This is a genomic window from Brevundimonas sp. FV1ye28, from assembly GCF_058681135.1.
In genome coordinates this window covers 403162-421842 of sequence record NZ_CM178731.1, presented here as the reverse complement: position 1 = coordinate 421842, position 18681 = coordinate 403162, and the positions used below count along the sequence as shown (strand labels likewise).

Annotated in this window: 14 protein-coding genes; 3 read left to right on the top strand and 11 right to left on the bottom strand. The window is 66.5% G+C overall.

Annotated elements, in window-relative coordinates:
* Both ACW171_RS02040 and ACW171_RS02035 read right to left on the bottom strand, forming a co-directional pair.
* Positions 1–1470 carry a tryptophan halogenase family protein gene (locus tag ACW171_RS02040; protein WP_492095443.1) on the bottom strand — a complete coding sequence of 490 codons (1470 nt, stop codon included), beginning with the start codon at positions 1468–1470 and terminating at the stop codon, positions 1–3.
* Entirely contained in the window at positions 1467–2978 is a 1512-nt protein-coding gene (locus tag ACW171_RS02035) for a tryptophan halogenase family protein (RefSeq protein WP_492095442.1), read from the bottom strand. Before ACW171_RS02035 ends, ACW171_RS02040 begins: the two co-directional genes overlap by 4 nt.
* Positions 2979–3191: 213 nt before the next feature.
* On the opposite strand from ACW171_RS02035, the gene ACW171_RS02030 reads away from it, so the two are divergent.
* Both ACW171_RS02030 and ACW171_RS02025 read left to right on the top strand, forming a co-directional pair.
* Entirely contained in the window at positions 3192–6401 is a 3210-nt protein-coding gene (locus tag ACW171_RS02030) for a TonB-dependent receptor (RefSeq protein ID WP_492095441.1), read from the top strand.
* Between the two features lie 71 nt (positions 6402–6472).
* Entirely contained in the window at positions 6473–7495 is a 1023-nt protein-coding gene (locus tag ACW171_RS02025; protein ID WP_492095440.1) for a cupin-like domain-containing protein, read from the top strand.
* On the opposite strand, the gene ACW171_RS02020 is transcribed toward ACW171_RS02025, so the two are convergent.
* The 3 genes from ACW171_RS02020 to ACW171_RS02010 are packed head-to-tail and all read right to left on the bottom strand — an operon-like array spanning position 7492 to position 10359.
* Positions 7492–8205, bottom strand: coding sequence for a DUF6445 family protein (locus ACW171_RS02020; RefSeq protein WP_492095439.1), 714 nt, complete (start codon positions 8203–8205; stop codon positions 7492–7494). The genes ACW171_RS02025 and ACW171_RS02020 overlap by 4 nt on opposite strands.
* A gap of 7 nt (positions 8206–8212) precedes the next feature.
* Positions 8213–9112, bottom strand: a complete 900-nt coding sequence (locus tag ACW171_RS02015; RefSeq protein ID WP_492095438.1) for a polysaccharide deacetylase family protein — start codon at positions 9110–9112, stop codon at positions 8213–8215.
* A complete protein-coding gene (locus ACW171_RS02010; protein WP_492095437.1) occupies positions 9112–10359 on the bottom strand; it encodes an SGNH/GDSL hydrolase family protein in 1248 nt (415 codons plus the stop codon). Before ACW171_RS02010 ends, ACW171_RS02015 begins: the two co-directional genes overlap by 1 nt.
* A 100-nt stretch (positions 10360–10459) precedes the next feature.
* Here ACW171_RS02010 and ACW171_RS02005 point away from each other — a divergent pair, with 100 nt between their 5' ends.
* Positions 10460–11980 carry a tryptophan halogenase family protein gene (locus ACW171_RS02005; RefSeq protein ID WP_492095436.1) on the top strand — a complete coding sequence of 507 codons (1521 nt, stop codon included), beginning with the start codon at positions 10460–10462 and terminating at the stop codon, positions 11978–11980.
* On the opposite strand, the gene ACW171_RS02000 is transcribed toward ACW171_RS02005, so the two are convergent.
* From ACW171_RS02000 to ACW171_RS01975, 6 genes are all read right to left on the bottom strand, one after another.
* The gene (locus ACW171_RS02000; RefSeq protein ID WP_492095435.1) at positions 11965–12816 is read right to left on the bottom strand and encodes an aldose 1-epimerase; all 852 of its coding nucleotides are present in this window, start codon (positions 12814–12816) and stop codon (positions 11965–11967) included. The two genes, ACW171_RS02005 and ACW171_RS02000, sit on opposite strands and share 16 nt — an antisense overlap.
* On the bottom strand, positions 12813–13685 hold the full coding sequence (locus ACW171_RS01995; RefSeq protein WP_492095434.1) for an SMP-30/gluconolactonase/LRE family protein: 873 nt from the start codon (positions 13683–13685) through the stop codon (positions 12813–12815). Before ACW171_RS01995 ends, ACW171_RS02000 begins: the two co-directional genes overlap by 4 nt.
* A 4-nt stretch (positions 13686–13689) precedes the next feature.
* Positions 13690–15132 carry an aldehyde dehydrogenase family protein gene (locus ACW171_RS01990; protein WP_492095433.1) on the bottom strand — a complete coding sequence of 481 codons (1443 nt, stop codon included), beginning with the start codon at positions 15130–15132 and terminating at the stop codon, positions 13690–13692.
* A 73-nt stretch (positions 15133–15205) separates the two neighbouring features.
* Entirely contained in the window at positions 15206–16639 is a 1434-nt protein-coding gene (locus ACW171_RS01985) for a sugar porter family MFS transporter (RefSeq protein ID WP_492095432.1), read from the bottom strand.
* Between the two features lie 53 nt (positions 16640–16692).
* Positions 16693–17451: a D-xylose 1-dehydrogenase gene (gene xylB / locus ACW171_RS01980; protein WP_492095431.1), complete on the bottom strand. Its 759-nt coding sequence runs from the start codon at positions 17449–17451 to the stop codon at positions 16693–16695.
* The gene (locus ACW171_RS01975) at positions 17448–18608 is read right to left on the bottom strand and encodes a fumarylacetoacetate hydrolase family protein (RefSeq protein ID WP_492095430.1); all 1161 of its coding nucleotides are present in this window, start codon (positions 18606–18608) and stop codon (positions 17448–17450) included. The genes xylB and ACW171_RS01975 overlap by 4 nt, the downstream gene beginning before the upstream one ends.
* Between the last annotated feature and the right edge of the window lie 73 nt (positions 18609–18681).

Sequence of the window (18681 nt, the reverse complement as noted above, 5' to 3'; positions counted from 1 at the left end):
TCAGGATGTCCTTTGTCCTTCAGGCGCGCGAGCCGGAACGGGCAGAGTATCGGCGTGGAGCGGCATGGCCTCCGCCTCACGGGCGATCACCACCCGCATCCGGTCCAGCCGCTCCCGCAGCACGTCCAGCGGAACCTGGTCGGCGAGCGGATGGTATCGTTGCGGCACGATCCCCTGGCCCAGGAAGACGGCGATCCAGCTCGGGTCCTCGAAGGTCTCCTCGTCGTACAGGCTGACGCGACCGCGAGCGGCGAACATGCGGATCTTGTGGGCCAGTTCGTCGGGCGGCGGCGTGGCGCGCACGGCATCCCACAGCGGCTCGCCGATACGACCATTGGCGCGATAATGGAGGATCATCAGATCACGCAGCCGATCGGTCTCGGCCGCCATCAGGCGGTTGTATTCGGTCGCGCTCGCGGTCATTGCCGCCCCGGCCGGAAACAGGCCGATCAACTTGGAGACCCCGCTCTGCACCAGATGCAGGCCTGAGGCCTCAAGCGGTTCGAGTGTCGCCGCAGAAAGGCCGATGGCGATGCAGTTGCCGACCCATGTCGCCGAACGGCGGCCGTTCTCGAACTCGGTTCCTTGGTCGGTTCCGGGAGACCAGGCGCTGGCCCAGATGCGCGATGTCGCCAGCCCGGTTCGAAGCGGCGCCCGCCACAACCATCCGGCGCGCGTAGCCTTGGCCTCGGTCAGCGCCGCCCCAACTGGGCGCGCCGCCATCGCGCTGGTAATCCGGTCGCAGGGCAGCCACCGCGCATAGCTGACCCAGTCGGCGCCGAGCGGTGTGATCAGACTGCCGACCTGGCCCGTGGCGTCGATGAACAGATCGGCCTCGAACCTGCGGCCGTCATCGGTGATGACCGCGTCCAATCCTTCTCCCTCGGATCGGCGCTCGACCTGGGCGAGGGAGCCCGCGACGACATCTACACCGCGAGCGATCGCGGCCGTCTTCACCACCGCGACATAGGCGGCGACCTCCAGGTGAAGCCCGTAGGACATGGTCGAGGCGACCGATCGGAGATCGTCCGAGGGCCGCCCGAATCGACCCTTGCGCGCGGCGACGGCGGCGACGGAATAGTCCTCGAGCGGCCCGGCCTTTCCGGCGGCCTTCAGCCTCAGCCAGTGGTGGTGGAAAGCCACCCCGTCCATCGTCCCGCCGAACTCGCCGAACGGATGGATGTAAGCCTGGCCGCGTCGGGTCCAGCCCCCGAACGCCGTGCCCAGCCGGAACGTCGCGTTCGTCGCCGGCATCAGGGCGGCCTCGTCCAGACCCAGGGACGCATTGAACGCGGTGAACGACGGCAGGGTGGCTTCATACGGGGCCAGCGCGCCGGAGTCGTCGACCGGGTCCGGATCTTCGAGCACACGCACGGACAGCCGGGAGCCGAAGGCGCGGGACAGAGCCGCGGCCGTCATCCATCCCGCCGATCCGCCGCCTACGATCAGCACAGTCTTCGGCCCGCTCATGCCTGGGCGCTCGCAGAGCAGCAGGCCCGAACGAAGGCGTCATGCGACGGCATGGCGGCGGCGGCTCGCTGGATCTCGACACGCAAGGCCTCCATTGCGTCCGACAACGGCGTCTCGGGCGCCCGGTCGCTCAGCGGGTCATAGGCGTCCGGCTCGATCCTCTGCCCGAAATAGACCGCCAGCCAGCTCGGCTCCAGGAACAGCCCGTCCCTGTATCGCGCCACCACGCCCCTCTCCTTGAACAGGGCCATCTTCTCGGTGAGGCTGTCTGGCACGGCCATGGTCCGGCAGTGATCCCAGAACGGCGTGTCGTCCCGCTCGGTGGCGTTATAGTGCAGCACCAGGAAGTCGCGGATGCGATCGTACTCCAGGTCCATGACGCGGTTGAACTCGTCGGCGTCGGCGGGATCGAACCCCTCGTCCGGGAACAGTTCGACCAGGTTGGTGATGGCGGCCTGGATGAGATGGATGCTGGTCGATTCCAGCGGTTCCAGGAACCCGCTCGACAGGCCGATGGCGACGCAGTTCCGCTTCCACTGGCTTCGGCGGCGCCCGGTTGTGAACCGCAGCAGCCGGGGCTGGGCCCGCGCCGGACCTTCCAGCCGCCCGAGCACCCGTTCGATCGCCGCGTCGTCCGACAGAAAGCCGCTGGAATAGACATAACCGTTGCCGACCCGATGCTGCAGCGGGATCCGCCACGACCATCCGGCCTCAAGCGCCGTCGCCCGGGTGTAGGGCGTCGAGGGTTCGACGGTGTCGCAGGGCACGGCCACGGCTCGATCGCAGGGCAGCCACTGTGTCCAGTCTTCATAGCCGGCCTTGAGCGCGCCCTCGATCAACAGGCCGCGAAAGCCGGAGCAATCGATGAACAGGTCGCCTTCCAGCCATTCGCCGCGTTCGAGCACCACGGCCCGGATGTGACCGCTGTCGGCGTCGAGCTCGACATGCGCCACCTTGCCTTCGGTGCGGACGACGCCGCGCGCTTCGGCGTGCTCGCGCAGATAGGCGGCGTACAGGCCGGCGTCGAACTGAAAGGCATAGGAGAAGGTGGAGTTGAGGGAGCGCGGATCGGTCTCAGGCCGCATGAACCGCCCCATCCGCGCCGCGACGATAGGCAGGGAATAGTCATGGATGTCCGCCGCCCGTCCGGCGCGACGCAATCTGAGCCAGTGGTGGTGGAAACCCACCCGATCCATGGAGCGGCCATAGGCGCCGAACGGGTGGACGTAGGAATCCCCCAGACGGGCCCAGTCCCGGAACTCGATCCCCAGTTTGAAGGTCGCCTGGGTGCGCGCCATGAAGGCGTCCTCGTCCAGGCCCAGGCGCTGATTGAAGCTGCGGATGTGCGGAATGGTCGCCTCGCCCACGCCGACCGTGCCGATCTCCTCGGATTCGACCAGACGGATGCTGAGGTCCGGCCGCTTCAACAACGTCGACAAGGCCGCCGCCGTCATCCAGCCTGCGGTGCCGCCTCCGACGACAACGATCCTTTTTATGCCCGCCGTCATGGCTGTTAGCGCTCCCACCTCTTGCGAGACTGATCATGCCGGGAGCCGGATTGGCAAGCACGAAGTCGAATGGTGCGCCGCAGCAATATCAGAGACTTATCGCCGCACAATGCTCATTACTCAGACACTTGAAGGTCGCAATGTCTTGGGGTATGTCTTGGGTAATGGTAGCGTTACCAAGGCGCTATACAATAACACCTGGGGAGGAACTATATGCGACACGTCACCGCCACACTTGCGTCCGGAGGCCGAGGCCGGCTCGACATCATCCGGTATGGCGTTTCCGCCATCGCTTTGGCGTCGGTCATGGCGGCCGTTCCCGCGTTGGCCCAGACCGCCCCCGCTCAGGATGATGAAGCGACCGAGGTCGACGAAGTCGTCGTCACCGGCATCCGGGGCAGTCTGCAAAGCGCCCAGACGATCAAGCGCAACGCCGAGGTGTTCGTCGATTCGATCAGCGCCCAGGACATCGGCGCCCTGCCCGACCGGTCAGTGACGGAAGCCCTGCAACGGGTGCCCGGCGTCTCGATCGACCGTTTCGCCGCCGGCGTCGATCCCGACCACTTCTCGGTCGAAGGCAGCGGCGTCGTCGTTCGCGGCCTGACCTTCGTGCGGTCCGAGTTCAACGGTCGCGACGCCTTCACCGCCAACAATGGACGAGCATTGGGCTTCGCGGACGTGCCGGCTGAACTCCTGGCCGGCGTGGACGTCTTCAAGAACCAGTCCGCCGATCTGATCGAGGGCGGCATCGCCGGAACGGTCAACCTGCGCACCCGCGTGCCTTTCGACCAGTCCGGCGATGTGTTGTCCGCATCGGCGGAGGTGAGCTATGGCGACCTCGCTGAAGAAGCGACGCCGACCTATTCGATCCTGGGCAGCAAGCGTTGGGACACCGAATGGGGCGACTTCGGCCTTCTGGCCAACTTCGTCGATTCCCAGTTGAAGTCGCGCGGCGACGGGCAGCAAATCTCCAACTTCTCGCTGCGGTCGGACCTCGGCCCGACCCCCATCTACTTCCCGCGCGGCGCTTCTTTCCGCACCCAGGACTTCGACCGCCAGCGCACCGGTTACGCCGCCGCAGGCCAATGGCGCAGCCCTGACCGTACGATGATCGCCACGGCGCAGTTCCTGCGCTCCGAGGCCACCCAGGCCTGGACCGAGCACGCGGTCGAGATCGCCACCGACAACGTCACCTCCAACGGCGACTCACGGCCGGTCCTGGGGACGACGTTCGAGTTCGGCGATGACGGCGTGTTCACCAACGGCACCATCACGGGTCCGACGGGTTGGCGCGACGACTCGCTGGAGGGTCGCGACAATCGCACCCCCGCCTTCGGTCTTCAGAGCAATAACCAGCGCCGCGACGTCTATTCGGAGAACGTCACCACAGACTACGGCTTCAACTTCAAATGGACGGCGACCGACCGGCTGAAGTTCAACTTCGACATCCAACGCGTGGAATCCACGGTCGAGAACCTCGACGCCACCACCTGGGCCTCGACCTACCAGAACGCGTCGATCCAGTTGCGCGGCGACGAGGTTCCGATCGTCAACTTCCTGCCGCCGTCCGAGAATGGCGTCGTGACCCAGTGTGCGACGCCTCGCACGGACGCGGCCGATTGCTCCGGCTATTACAACACGCCGAACGCCAGCTTCAGCGATCCCTTCAACAGCTTCTTCCGCAACAACATGGATCACGCGGAAGATTCCGAAGGCGAGCTGACGGCCGTTCGGCTGGATGGCGAGTACACGTTCGACGAGGACAGCTGGCTTGAGTCCGTGCGCTTCGGTTATCGCCGCGCCGAGCGCGAACAGACGACGCGGTTCTCGGCCTACAACTGGGGGGTCGTCAGCGAGCAGTGGGGCGGCGGGGGACCGGTCTGGCTGAACGACTATGCCGACGGCGTGCAAGAGCCTGGCCCCGGCCTGCCCGGCACGGCCGGGACCCTCGTCGGATCGCGGTTCGAGCCCTTCGGATTCGACAACTTCTTCCGCGGCCAGACCCCCGCACCGACCGGGAGCCAGCCGCGCCTATTCTACAATCAGAACATCGTCCAAAACTACGATGCCTACGCCGCCTTCGGCCTGCTGGTCGGGGACGAATGGCGTGACCGTCTGCTGGATGGGTGTCCCCAGAACTGGGTGCCACTGGCCATGCGTTGCGACGTGGTGCCCGGTACGCTCTACCGTCTGAACGAGATCAACCCGGTGGATGAGCAGAGCGACGCCTTCTACGGCATGCTCCGCTACAACGGGGAGTTGGAGAACGGCGTCAAACTGAGCGGCAACATCGGCCTGCGCTACACGACGACCGACCGTCAGGCCGGCGGCTATATCGCCTTCCCCCGTGTCGCCTTCAGCACTGAGGAGCAGTGCGCCAATGTTCCGGCCGGCGAAACTGCGACCGCGTTCTGTCGGTTGGTCTCGCCGGCCGACCGTGCGGCGGCGCGGGCCTTCGCCAACGGAGCCATCACCGAGAGTACGGCCGAGACGACGTTCGAATACCTTCTGCCGAGCTTCAACCTGAAGGCGGAGTTCGACGGCGGCCGAATCTTCCGCTTCGGCTACTCTCGCGCCATCACGCCGCCGGACATCGGGCTCACGCGGAACTTCTTCAACGTGAACCTGTCGGGCAACGAACTCGACATCGTCGATGGTCGTCCGACCGGTCGGTTCGCGGTCGGCAATCCGTATCTGAAGCCGATCCAGGCCGACAGCTTCGACGCCTCGTTCGAATGGTATTACGGCAACCCGGGCTCGTTCACCTTCTCGCTGTTCTACAAGACGCTCAGCGACGTGATCACCAACGGCACCCAGCGGCAGGCCTTCACCAACAACGGCGCCACGTTCGACGCCGTGGTGACGACGCCGGTGAACTCGGAAGAGGACGCCACGGTCCAGGGCTTCGAGGTGGCCTGGCAGCACACGCTCGACGACATCCTGCCGGAGCGTTTCGCCGGCTTCGGGTTCAACGCCAACTACACGTTCATCGACTCGGAGGGCGTGCCGCAAAGCACACTCTCCAATACCGATCCTGACGTGGCCGCAGGCCGGGTGGCGAACATCGACACCAGCCTGCTGCCGCTTCAAAACCTGTCGAAGCACACCGCCAACCTGGCCGGCTTCTACGAACGCGGTCCCCTGGCCATCCGTCTGGCCTACGCCTGGCGCTCCGAGTTCCTGATCACGCCCCGCGACGTCATCGTCCCGTTCGCGCCGATCATGAACGAGGCAACCGGACAGCTCGACGGCTCGGCATTCTACTCGCTGACCGATCAGATCAAGATCGGGGTCCAGGCGGTCAACCTGACCGACGAGATCACCCGCACATCCCAGGTGCTGAACAACGACCTCCTGACGACGGGGCGGTCGTGGTTCATCAACGACCGGCGCTTCACCTTCATCGTGCGCGCCACCTTCTAGGCTACCCCCTGACGTCCACCTTCGGCCCCGACGGTTCGACCGTCGGGGCCTTTTTCTTTAATGAAGGTCAGATGCCTAGCTCACCGCCGACACCGGCAAAAATCACCGTCCACCCAGCGACTGATCGCGAGACGTTCGAACGCGAGACGCTCACCGCCTATCAACCCGTCGTGTTCAAGGGCCAGGTCGCCCACTGGCCCGTCGTCCAGGCCGCGCAGCAAGGGGATGATGCGCTTGCAACCCTGCTCAAACAGGGTGCGGGCGAGAGGCCGCTCGACACCTTCACCGGCAAGCCTGAGATCGCCGGCAGGTTCTTCTACAATGACACGGTCACGGGCACGAATTTCGAACGTAGCCCTGCACCGCTCGGAGCCACCCTCGATCGCCTGATGGCGATGCGCGACGATCCGCATGCCGCCTCGCTCTATGTCGGCGCCGCGGCGGCGGCCGACTGCATGCCGGAGTTCGGAAAGACCCACGTTCTTGACCTGGTGGATCCGCGCGTCATGCCGCGCCTGTGGCTAGGCAATGCGACGACGGTTTCGACCCACTACGATCTGTCGGACAACATCGCCTGCGTCGCGGCGGGCCGACGGCGGTTTACCCTGTTTCCACCCGATCAGTTGAAGAACCTCTATGTGGGGCCGTTGGATTTCACCTTGGCGGGCCAACCGGTCAGCATGGTCTCGCTGAAGTACCCGGATCTGGAACGGTTCCCCCGCTTCGCCGAGGCCATGGCTCACGCCGTCGTCGCCGATCTGGAGCCGGGAGATGCGCTCTATATTCCACCGCTCTGGTGGCATCAGGTCGAGGCCTTGTCGCCGTTGAATCTCTTGGTGAACTACTGGTGGAACGCGGCCGGCACTCCGCCCTCCCCCTTCGAGGCGCTGATTCATTCGGTCATGACCGTTCGTCATCTGCCACCGGCGCAGCGCGACGCCTGGCGCAATCTGTTCGACCACTATGTCTTCGAAGGCGACGGCGATCCGGCCGCACACCTGCCCGTCGCCAGCCGAGGCGTGCTCGGGCCGATGAGCCCTTCCCTGGCGCGGCGCATCCGGGAGTTTCTGATGGCGGGCCTGCGCAGGGCCTAGGCGAGCGGCCGATAGGTCAGGAAGATGTTCGCGGTCAGACGACCCTTTCGGGGGTCGCGGGACAGGGCCGCCGGGTTCGGGATGTGGCCCGAGTGCAAAGTCCGGCTGCGATAGACGATCACCCGGTTGAAGGCCGCCTCCACCAGGCGTGTGCGAACGAACTGGCCGGTGTCACCCTCGATATAGGCGGCTGGGGGCGGTGAGGCCGCCAACTCGGCGTCGAGCATGGTCTGATAGATGTCCAGTCGTTCGGGCGTCAGGGCCTCGAAGCCGGTCGCGCGATGGCGATAGAAGGCCGTGCCGCCCAGCGACGGCTCACAAAGATAGTGCAGGATGGCGAACTGGAGCGGATCGACCGTATCGACGTGCGGAATCCGCTGCGCCAAGGTCAGTCGGTCCGGATGGAGCGTCGCCAGGGCGAAGTTGCAACTGGCCCGCCCCAGGGTGACGTCGGACAGGTCGAACCCATCGCGGATCAAGGGGTCCAGCGCGCGGACCAGACCTCCGACATAATCCAGGGGCGCGGGCGCCAGCCGGCCTGGATAGAAATTCTCTCCCGCCGTCGCCGCGTCGAAGGCGGCGTCCCGGGCGGCGATATCGATCAGGGCGCGGGGCGCTTCCACCGCTTCGTCGAGGATCAGCAGGGGCTCGCCTTCCTCGCCCATACGCTCCCGTCGGGAGCCGGCGATGGCAAGCGGGGACGGCGTCATGATCGGCCTAGCGGCACAGGGCGGCCAGTTCGACCTGGATGTCTGATCGTTCCGGCGCGGACACGCCGACCGCGACCGCCGCCTTCTCCAGGGTCAAAGGCGCCGGAGTGTCCGCGGCGGCTAGGTCGGCGGCATAGAAGGGGTCGGCCATCGCCTCGTCCAGAGGCAAGAACCGGACGCCACGGGACTGATACAGGCTCAGCAGGCGCGGCAGCATATGCGCGTCGAACGCGCCGACGTGCATCAGCAGCACATAGGGAATGTCGCGTTCGTACAGTTCGGCGGACAGGCGGCGCGACGACGCGAGCGCCTCGTCGGCCGACGCCAGATACAGGTCTTCCAGCCGGGCCACGCCTTCGGCGTCGCCCATCTGCCGGCAACGGGCATAGGGTTCGTTGAAGGCCCAGTCGCTGAAGTCCATGGTCACGCTGGCGACCTTGTAGCCATGCCGTCGCAAGACCTCCCGCGCGGCATGCCGGACTTCCGGGTCCTGTCCCTCCGCCAGGAAGGGATAGCGGAACCAATGCCAGTCGGTGTCGCCCGCCAGGGCCTCCAGCACAGGCTGGTTCCGCACGAGTTCGTCTTCGAACGCCTTGGCGCCGATCACGTCCAGGTTGGCGTGGGACCAGCCATGGTTCCCCAGCGGATGACCGGCTGCGCGCCAGACTTCGAGTACGGCGCGATCCTCGGGGTGGTCTTCGAGACCGGACGCATTGATGAAGCCAACGGCCGGGGCTTTCGCGTCGGCGAGGGCGGCGACCAGCCTTGCGATGACCCCCAAACGCGTCTCGCCGGGCGGCAGGGCGTTGTGGGCGGGCAGGTCGTCGAAGGTCAGCGCCACCTCCTGCGCCTGACTGGCCGTGGATAGAGTCGCCGCCGTCAGGGCCGCGAGCCACACCTTCCGCATCACGGTCTCGGCTCGAACAGACTCAGGGGCACGGCGTCGGCCATGGCGCGATAGCCGGCCATGGACGGGTGCAACCCGTCGCCGTTGTCCACATCGGATCTCAGCCGGTCCGGATGATCGGGATCACGGCTCGCAGCGTCGAAATCGATGACCGCGTCGAAGTTCCCCGGGGTCCGAATCCAGGCATTGACCGCCTGACGGTCTGCCTCGGTCTCCGGCCCGGGATGGTAATAGCCGGAAGCGGCGAAGGGCATGATGGTCGCGCCGATGGCGACCACGCCTCTGTCTCGCGCACGGGCCACGATCTGCGCATAGGATTGCGTCAAGTCCCGAACGATCGCCGCATGAGCTTCGGCCGTAGCCGGCGCGTTGCGGGTCAGGGTGCCCAGGTCGTTGACGCCTTCCAAGACTACGACATGAGTGACGCCGGTTTGGGCCAGCACATCGCGATCGAACCGCGCCGCGGCGTTGGGCCCCAGCCCGTCCAGCAGCATGCGGTTGCCGCCTATGCCGAGGTTGAGCACCGCCGCATTCTCCAGGCCCGGCGTGGATCGCAGCCGTGCCGCAAACAGGTCCGACCAGCGCTGGTTGGTGTCCGGCGGAACGCCATAGCCGTCGGTGATCGAGTCGCCGATCAGGGCGATGACCGCCGGCGCCTCCGTCCGCACATCGACCGCCGCGATCAAGTACCAACGGGTGATCCTGCGCGCATCGTCCAGCGCCGATGCGGACAGCCGGTCTCCAGAGGCGACAAAGGCGGTGGCCCGGGCGCCCGGGTGCCCGGTCTGCGCATCCGGCATGTCCGCGACATGCAGGCTGATGGCCAGGTCGTCTCCTGCCATCACGGCCAGGTCTATCGGATCCGACACATACTCCGCACCCGGAGGAACCGACACCGCGGCCTCGCCAGCGAAGGTCGCCGGCCGATCCGAGCCTGGCTCGATCATGGACTGGCCCGGCGCGACGGCCAGAGCCGCGCGGGTGCCGGCGATCCTCAGCGGCTCGCGGCCGAACCGGTTCGACACCCGGATACGCAGCTGTTCGCCGCCCGACGAGAGCCGGATGATCTGGCGAATAGTGATGTCATCCGTCGGCCCCGCCAGGACATCCTCGCCCTCCGACAACATCTGCGCCGAGGCCCAGCTGGCGCTCCAATCCGCCGGCGCCTGCTGCGCCATGACGGGGGCGGCCAAGATGAGCGCGGACGCCGCCAGAATCTTGACTACGACGCGACGAAAACGGGTCATGCACATCCCCTCGATCCTTGGTCGACGCTAGCCTGCTCCCTCGTATAAGGCGAGCGGATTTGGCTCTTTTGTCTGACTTTTGGACCGGTATAGTTCGCCCATGCAAAGCGCCGCCTCACCCTCCCCGCGCACTCTTCGAAACGTGCTTATCGTGGGCGGCGGCACGGCCGGCTGGATGGCTGCGGCGGCCCTGTCGCGGCTGAGCGGCAACGGCGTCACGCGCATCTCCGTCGTCGAGTCCGAAGAGATCGGCACGGTCGGCGTGGGCGAGGCGACCATCCCGCCGATCCTGAACTTCAACGGCCTGCTCGGCATCGACGAGGCCGATTTCATGCGGGCGACCCAGGCGTCATTCAAACTCGGCATCGAGTTCGTCGATTGGGACCGGGTGGGGGATCGCTACATGCACCCCTTCGGCGGCTTCGGCGTCGACATGGACGGCGTCCAGTTCCACCAGCATTGGCTGCGCCGCCGGGCCGAGGGCGATGCAGGTTCGCTCTGGGACTATAGTCTCAGCAGCGTCGCCGGCCGCGCGAACCGTTTCGTGAAGCCGGGCCGGAACGATCCGGCGGCGTTGCAAACGCTGAAATACGCCTATCATTTCGATGCCGGGCTCTACGCCGCCTATCTGCGCAGATATGCCGAGGACAGGGGCGTCGTGCGACATGAGGGCCGCATCGTCGATGTCGCGCTGAGGTCCAACGACGGTTTCGTCGAGGCGGTGACCCTGACGGACGGCCGTAGGCTCGAGGCCGATCTGTTCATCGACTGCTCGGGCTTCCAGGGGCTGATCATCGAAAAGGCGCTTCACGCGGGATACGAAGACTGGTCCCACTGGCTGCCCTGCGACCGCGCCTTGGCTGTCCCGACCCCGAATGTCGGTCCGTTGACGCCCTACACCCGCGCCACGGCGGGCAGCGCGGGCTGGCGCTGGCGCATCCCGCTGCAGCACCGCACCGGCAACGGCCACGTCTATTGCAGCACTCATGTCTCCGACGAGGACGCCCGCGCCGAACTGCTGGCCGGTCTCGACGCCCCGCCTCTGGTCGAACCCCGGCCGTTGCGTTTCGTCACCGGGCGGCGGAAGTCCCAGTGGGTCAAGAACTGCGTCTCCCTGGGCCTGGCGTCCGGCTTCCTGGAGCCTCTGGAATCAACCTCGATCCACCTGATCCAGTCGGGGGTGTCGAAGCTGATGACGATGTTCCCCGACGACACCTTCGACCCCCTGCTGATCGCCGAGTACAACCGCCTCTCGCAGCAGCAGTTCGAACAGGTCCGGGACTTCATCATCCTGCACTACAAGGCGACCCGTCGCGACGACACGCCCTTCTGGCGTCAGGTCCGTGACATGCCGATTCCCGACACTCTGGCGCGCAAGATTGACCTGTTCCGCGCGACCGGGCGTCTGTTCCGCTATGAGGACGAGCTGTTCGCCGAGGCCAGCTGGATCTCTGTCCTGCTCGGCCAAGGCGTCGTCCCTCAAGCCTACGAGCCGTTGGCCGACACGGTGGATCGCCCCCTGACCGACCGGCGAATGGACGCCATCGCCAGGGTTATCCGCGACGTCACCGCGGACATGCCGGAGCACGCCGCCTTCATCGCACGCTACTGCGCCGGGTGAACGGTCAACCGCATCGACAGACCCAGGGTTTCGCCCGGGGCGAGGACGACCAGACCCGACCTATCACCGACAGGCGCATTGATCGCGTTCGGCCTGTGCGTCATTGGCTCGAGGCAGATGAAGTCGTCGCCCACCGGGGCGTAGACGTGCAGCCGGGACGCGCCGCTGGTCAAACTCACGGCGTACTCGCCGCCCATCACCTCGGCCATTCCAGTCCATCCCTCGTAGGCATTGTCGACGAAGGGCGCCGACACACGCTCGACGCCGGACCGCCAGTCGATGATCTCACGAGCGGCGGCCAGGCGATCCGGAATGAGGGACTGTCCGATCCAGACCGATGGCGCGTCCAGCCTCACGCGATCCCCGGCTCGGGTGAGGAGGTAGGGGTGCAGCCCCAGTCCCGCCGGCGCGGGCGCGTCATCGGTGTTGGTCATCGACAGCCTGATCGTCAGCCCCGCGTCATCCAGCTGGACGAGCTGGCGCGCCGACCAGCGCCACGGCCAGTCGCCCCGAGGATGCTCCAGTGTCATGGTCGCGGATCGACCGTCCTCGACGTCCACCTTCCACGGACGCCGCCAGCCGTCGCCATGCAGGGCATGCGGTTCGAAGCCCGGCCTCGGCGTCAGACTGACCTCACGCCCCTCGAACACGAACCGGCCGCGATCGATCCGGTTGGCATAGGGGACCAGCGGGAAACAGGCGGTCTGCAAGGGATCGTCGGTTTCGTCCGGTGCGGGCCTCAGCACGTCCCGTCCGCGCCACGTCAGGGTCGTCACCGCCCCGCCCAGTCCGGGTCTCAGCGTCGCGCGCCAGTCCCCGGCCGCGAGCCGGATCACCAGCGGAACAGGGTCTGGGGAAGGCCCGGCCGGTCCACCCGAATCCGATACAGGCCGCCTAGCGTCGGCTGCTCGGCCCGCTTGTCGGCGTTGTTCAGCCAGGCCGTCGTGCAATAGAGGTCGCGCAGATCGTCGCCTCCAAACGCCGCCTTGGTGCAGGTCGTGACCGGCAGACGGATCGTCTCCAGCGCTGCGCCGGCAGGGCTGAATCGCGCCACTCCGCCGCCGTTGAACAGCCCGACGTGGACCACGCCGTCGGCGTCCACGCTCGGCCCGTCGGGATGGCCTCCGGTCACTCGGGCGAACACCCGCTTGTTGGTCAGGACGCCATCGGCGTGATCGAAGGCGTAGATCACCTGGTCGATCGTCTCGTTGTGATAGAGGATGCTGCCGTCGGGGCTGAGGGCCGGGCCGTTGGTGATCTTGTAGCCGTCGTCGTGCCGGGTCACGACGCCGTCACTATAGCGATAGAGGGCGCCGGAAACGCCCGCCTCGCTGTCGTCCATCGACCCGAACCACAGGCTCCCGTCCGGAGCGACGAAGCCGTCGTTGAGCCGGTTCTGAGGCCGCTCGGGCTCCACCGCCGTGACGAAGGTGAACTCACCCGTCGCGGGGTCGAACCGGTGGAGGCCGGTCCGCACGCCGCAGACCAGCGACCCGTCCTCGGCCGGCAAGGCAAACCCCGTCTGATCCGGCGTATCCCACGAGGCTTTCGCCCCATCGTCGACGCCGTAGCGATGGAGCTTCCGGCCCTTGATGTCGACAAACCAGACGCAGCGCTCGCGAGCCGACCACACCGGCCCCTCCCCCAGCTCGGCCTGGATGTCCCAAACAAGTGTGGGTTTGGCCAGTTCCGGCTCGCCCGTCATCCGGTCAGCTCCAGCTGTAGGCGGTCTTCTGCTGGGTGAAGAACTCCGCCGCCGCGAAGCCCTGTTCGCGGGCGCCATAGCTGGACTTCTTCGAGCCGCCGAACGGCACATGATAGTCGACCCCGGCCGTCGCCAGATTGACCATCACCATCCCGGCCCTGGCGCGGCGCTGGAAGTCACGGGCGTATTTCAGTGAGGTGGTGGCGATGCCCGCCGAAAGTCCGAACTCGACCCCGTTGGCAATGGCCAGGGCCTCCTCATAGTCCTTGACGCGGATGGTCGAGGCGACCGGCCCGAAGACTTCTTCATTGTTGATTTGAGACGTCGCATCCGTGTCGGCGATCAGGGTCGGCTGGACGTACCAGCCCGGATTGTCGAGGTTCAGACGGTCGCCGCCGGTGACGATCCGACCTCCGGCCGAACGCGCGATGTCGATGTATTTGTAGCTGGTCTCCATCTGGCTCTCGGACACGGCCGGACCCATCTGGGTCGTCGGATCGAGGGCGTCGCCGACCTTCAGCGCCCGGACCTTCTCACCCAGAGCCTGGACGAAGCGGTCGTGGATGCCGTCCTGGACGATCAGGCGGCTGGAGGCCGTGCAGCGCTGTCCGGTGGCGAAGAAGGAGCCGTCGAGCGCGATCGCCACGGCGCGGTCCAGATCGGCGTCGTCCAGGACGATGAGGGGGTTCTTGCCGCCCATCTCAAGCTGCACCCGCGCCTGACGCTCCATCGCACCCTTGCCGACGCCCGAACCGACCATCTGGGAGCCGGTGAAACTGATGCCTTCGACATCACGGTGAGCGACGATGGCCCGGCCCACGTCGCCGTCACCGATGACCATGTTGACCACGCCCTTGGGCAGGCCCGCCTCATGCAGGATGGCGATCAGGGCTTCGGCCGTCGCAGGTGTCGGGCCGGCGGGCTTGATGACGACCGTGTTGCCGAAGGCGATGGCCGGCGCGATCTTCCAGGCCGGGATCGCGATGGGGAAGTTCCACGGCGTGATCAGGCCGAACACGCCGACCGCCTGGCGATAGGTCTGAATCTCCACGCCGGGCCGCACCGACATGAGGTTCTGGCCGTGGACGCGCAGGGCCTCGCCGGCGAAATACTTGAGAATGCGGGCGGCGCGGGCCGTCTCGCCGACGCCCTCAGGCAGGGTCTTGCCCTCTTCGCGCGCGAGCAGCCGGCCGACCTGTTCGCGACGGTCCATCAGGATGTTCGATGCGCGGTCCAGGATGTCGGACCGCACCTCGGGCGAGGCCTCGGACCAGGCCGGGAAGGCTGCCTTGGCGGCGGCCACCGCCTCGTCGACTTCTCCGGCGCCGCCCTTGGGCGTGCGGGCGACGAGTTCGTTGGTGTTGGACGGGTTGTGGCTTTCGCCCGGTCGATCGGCGCTTACCTTCTCGCCATTGATCCAGTGGGACAGGTCCAGGGTGTCGGTCATGGGTTCAGCCTTGTCGTGGAAACGGGGCGGCGGGGGAGCGCCGCCCCTTCATTTGTCGGACTATTAAATAGGGTCAGCCCTGCATGTCTTCCAGTTCGCGCCCGCGGGTTTCCTTCACCCAGGCCTGAACGAGGAAGAAGGAGATCAGAGCGCTCGCCGCGTAGAAGCCGTAGGTGACCGGCAGGCCCAGCCCGACCGCCATCGACGGGAAGCTCACTGAGATGCCGAAGTTGGCAATCCACTGGGCGAAGCCGGCCACGGCCAGGGCGGAACCCCGGATCTGGTTGGGGAACATCTCGCCCAGCATGACCCACATCACCGGGCCCCAGCTGAAGTTGAAGAACACCACGTAGGCGTTGGCCGCGACCAGGGCGATCAGCCCGACATTGCCCGGCAGTTGTGGAGCACCGTCGATCAGCGTCGACTGCGAGAAACACCAGGCCATGGTCGCCAGCGTCACCGTCATCCCTGCGGATCCGATGAGCAGCAGGGGCTTGCGTCCGATCTTGTCGATCACCGAGATGGCCGCGAGACAGGCCACGATCGACAGCGTTCCGGACAGGATGTTGATCTGCAGCGCATCGTTCTCGGAGAAGCCCACCGACTGCCACAGCACCGCGCCGTAGTAGAAGACGATGTTGATGCCGACGAGCTGCTGGAACACGGCCAGGATCAGGCCGGCCCAGACGATCGGGCGCACGCCGCCCTTGGTCTTGTCGATCAGGTCCGACAGGCGCGGCTTGTGCTCGGCGTTCAGCGACGCGCGGATTTCAGCCACCTTGCGCGCGGCGGCGCCGGGTCCGAACAGCTTGGTCAGCACGGCCTCAGCCTGGGCGTCCTTGTTCTTGACCACCAGATAGCGGGGGCTTTCCGGGATGGTCAGCAAGGCCAGCAGGAAGATGCCGGCCGGGATAACCTGCAGCCAGAACATCCAGCGCCAGGCCGGCAGTCCGCCCCAAAGCTCGGCGGTCGATCCGCCGGCCCATTGGGCCAGCAGATAGTTGGCCAGGAAGGCGCCGGTCAGACCGATGATGATCATGATCTGCTGCACGCTGGACAGGCGCCCTCGGATCGAGGCCGGCGTCACTTCGGAGATGTAGACCGGCGACAGCACGCTGGCCGCTCCGACGCCCAGGCCGCCGATGAAACGCGCGATGATGAAGTGGAAGGAGCTGTCCGCCGCCCCGGCCCAGATGGCGCTGATGATGAACAGCACCGCCGAGATCAGCATCACCGTCCGCCGACCGATCATGTCGGCCAGCCGCCCCGCCGCGAAGGCGCCGAACGCGCACCCCAGCAGGATGGCGCCGACGTTGAACCCGGTGCCCAGGGCCGACAGGTTGAACGCACTCTCCAGCCCGTCCTGGGTGCCGTTGATCACGCCGGAATCGTAGCCGAACATGAAGCCGCCGATGGTGGCCACGGCCACGATGGCGGCGATGAAGCCGATGTTGACGCGGTCCTGTCCGACGATGTCGGGACCGTCGACCCCTGTGGGTCCTGCCATGATCTCAATCCTCCCAGTGGGCTCTTTTCGGCCCGGTCACTGCGATCGTCGGGCTATCTCCACCCGGCGTCCACGAAATACTCATGTCCCGTCACGAAACGGGCGTCGTCGGACGCCAGGAACAGGGCCATGGCGGCGATGTCCTCCGGCATGATCCGGCCCTTCAGCGCCTGCGCCGCGACGATCTCGGCCTCGCCCTCTGGCGTGTACCATTTCATCTGGCGGGCGGTTTTGACATTGCCGGGCACGATACAGGCGACGCGGATGCCATCGGCACCCAAGTCGCGCGCCAGAGCCCGCGTCATCCCCTCGATGCCCGCCTTGGCGGTCTCATAGAGCGACAGGTCCGCCAGCCCGAGATGCCAGCTGATCGATCCGAGGTTCAGGATCACCCCCTTGCCGGCGGCCGCCATCCCCGGCGCCACGGCCTGGGCGGCGAAATACAGGTGCCTGAGATTCACCGCGATCCGGTCGTCCCAGTACTCCGGCGTCACCTCGGCCAGCGTATGCCGGTCGTCGTTGGCCGCATTGTTCAACAGGACATCGACTGGGCCATGGTCGGCGATGATGGTCTCGATCGTCGCCTTCAGCCCGGCGATGTCCTTGAGGTCGCACCGGATGAACCGCGGCGCCGGCGACAGGTGCGCCAGACTTTGCGCCAAAGCCCGCGAATCCTCCTCCGCTACGTCGAGGAAGACCACGCGGGTGCCCTGACGGGCGAAGCCTTCGGTCAGACCCGCGCCGATGCCCGATCCGCCTCCGGTGATCACGACCAGCTTGTCTTTCAGGGAGGGGTAGACGGCCTTGCTCACGCGGATACTCCAAGCAGGCCACGAGCGGCCAGGTTACGCATCAGGCCCGATATCCCCAGGGTCCAGGGCGGCGCCTGTTCGCTGGTCGTGACCGTATTCTCCAGGATGCCCAGCCGCGTCGAAGCGACGCGAACCCGGTCGCCCATGTGGTGGGTGAAGCCCTGACCCGGCGCGTCGCGATCCTGGATCGGGGCGAACATGGTGCCGAGATAGAGGGCGAAACCGTCCGGATACTGGTGGGCGGCGCCGACGGTCTGGCCGATCAGCTCCAGCGGATCGCGGCTGATCAGGCTCATAGAACTCGATCCGGTCATGACGAAATCATCGTCGCCCCGAACTTCGAGCGAGATTTCGGCGCGGCGGATATCGTCCATCGTGAAGCCATCGTCGAAGAGACGAACGAACGGCCCCAGGGACGCCGAGGCGTTGTTGTCCTTCGCCTTGCCCAGCAAGAGGGCGCTGCGTCCCTCGATGTCGCGCAGATTGACGTCATTGCCCAGGGTCGCCCCGGCCGGACGTCCGTCGGCGGCGCACAGAATGACGACTTCCGGCTCGGGGTTGTTCCAGTGGCTGTCGGCCCGCACCCCGACCCAGTCACCCCACCCGACCGAGGACAGGACAGGGGCTTTCGTGAAGATCTCGGCGTCCTTGCCGATGGCGACTTCCAGGTACTGGGACCACAGACCGTCAGCGATCAGAATGTCCTTCAGCCGCATCGCCTCGGCCGACCCGGGCCGCACCGCCGACAAGTCGGCGCCGACGCGTTCGGCCAACTGAGAGCGGATGTCCTGGGCCCGCTGCGCATCACCCCGGGCTCGCTCCTCGATGACCCGCTCCACGGCCGAAACCGCGAAGGTCACCCCCGACGCCTTCACGCACTGCAGGTCGAGCGGCGAGAGAAGACGGCTGGCGCCGGCCGATCCGGCGTCCCACGACACGACGAAATCCATCTCGTCCAGCGGACCGAGATCGACCCCGCTCGCCTGCTCCAGTCCGGGCTTCGCGACGGCATCGGCCGTCGTCGCCGCGAAGCCGGAAATGTCCAGCACCCTGCCCTCGCGAACGAGTACGGGCGTCGGCCCGGCCGGGAGTTGAAGCCTCCCAAGCAGGAGGGCGTCGCGCCAGTCGGCCGGCAGATGTTCGGTTACGCCCGTCATATTCCCCCGCCAGAGCCTTCGTCGGTCCGGTCGTATTTTGGTAGCGCTATCATCGGAGAACTGCCCCCGGTGT

Excerpts from the sequence above, each read along its gene's own strand:
- ACW171_RS02020 (WP_492095439.1), bottom strand. The coding sequence starts at position 8,205 with ATGACGCCGTCCCCGCTTGCCATCGCCGGCTCCCGACGGGAGCGTATG.
- ACW171_RS02015 (WP_492095438.1), bottom strand. The coding sequence starts at position 9,112 with ATGCGGAAGGTGTGGCTCGCGGCCCTGACGGCGGCGACTCTATCCACG.
- ACW171_RS01985 (WP_492095432.1), bottom strand. The coding sequence starts at position 16,639 with ATGGCAGGACCCACAGGGGTCGACGGTCCCGACATCGTCGGACAGGAC.
- ACW171_RS02030 (WP_492095441.1), top strand. The coding sequence starts at position 3,192 with ATGCGACACGTCACCGCCACACTTGCGTCCGGAGGCCGAGGCCGGCTC.
- ACW171_RS01975 (WP_492095430.1), bottom strand. The coding sequence starts at position 18,608 with ATGACGGGCGTAACCGAACATCTGCCGGCCGACTGGCGCGACGCCCTC.
- ACW171_RS02035 (WP_492095442.1), bottom strand. The coding sequence starts at position 2,978 with ATGACGGCGGGCATAAAAAGGATCGTTGTCGTCGGAGGCGGCACCGCA.
- ACW171_RS02010 (WP_492095437.1), bottom strand. The coding sequence starts at position 10,359 with ATGACCCGTTTTCGTCGCGTCGTAGTCAAGATTCTGGCGGCGTCCGCG.
- ACW171_RS02005 (WP_492095436.1), top strand. The coding sequence starts at position 10,460 with ATGCAAAGCGCCGCCTCACCCTCCCCGCGCACTCTTCGAAACGTGCTT.
- ACW171_RS02025 (WP_492095440.1), top strand. The coding sequence starts at position 6,473 with ATGCCTAGCTCACCGCCGACACCGGCAAAAATCACCGTCCACCCAGCG.
- ACW171_RS01990 (WP_492095433.1), bottom strand. The coding sequence starts at position 15,132 with ATGACCGACACCCTGGACCTGTCCCACTGGATCAATGGCGAGAAGGTA.
- ACW171_RS02040 (WP_492095443.1), bottom strand. The coding sequence starts at position 1,470 with ATGAGCGGGCCGAAGACTGTGCTGATCGTAGGCGGCGGATCGGCGGGA.
- ACW171_RS01995 (WP_492095434.1), bottom strand. The coding sequence starts at position 13,685 with ATGACGGGCGAGCCGGAACTGGCCAAACCCACACTTGTTTGGGACATC.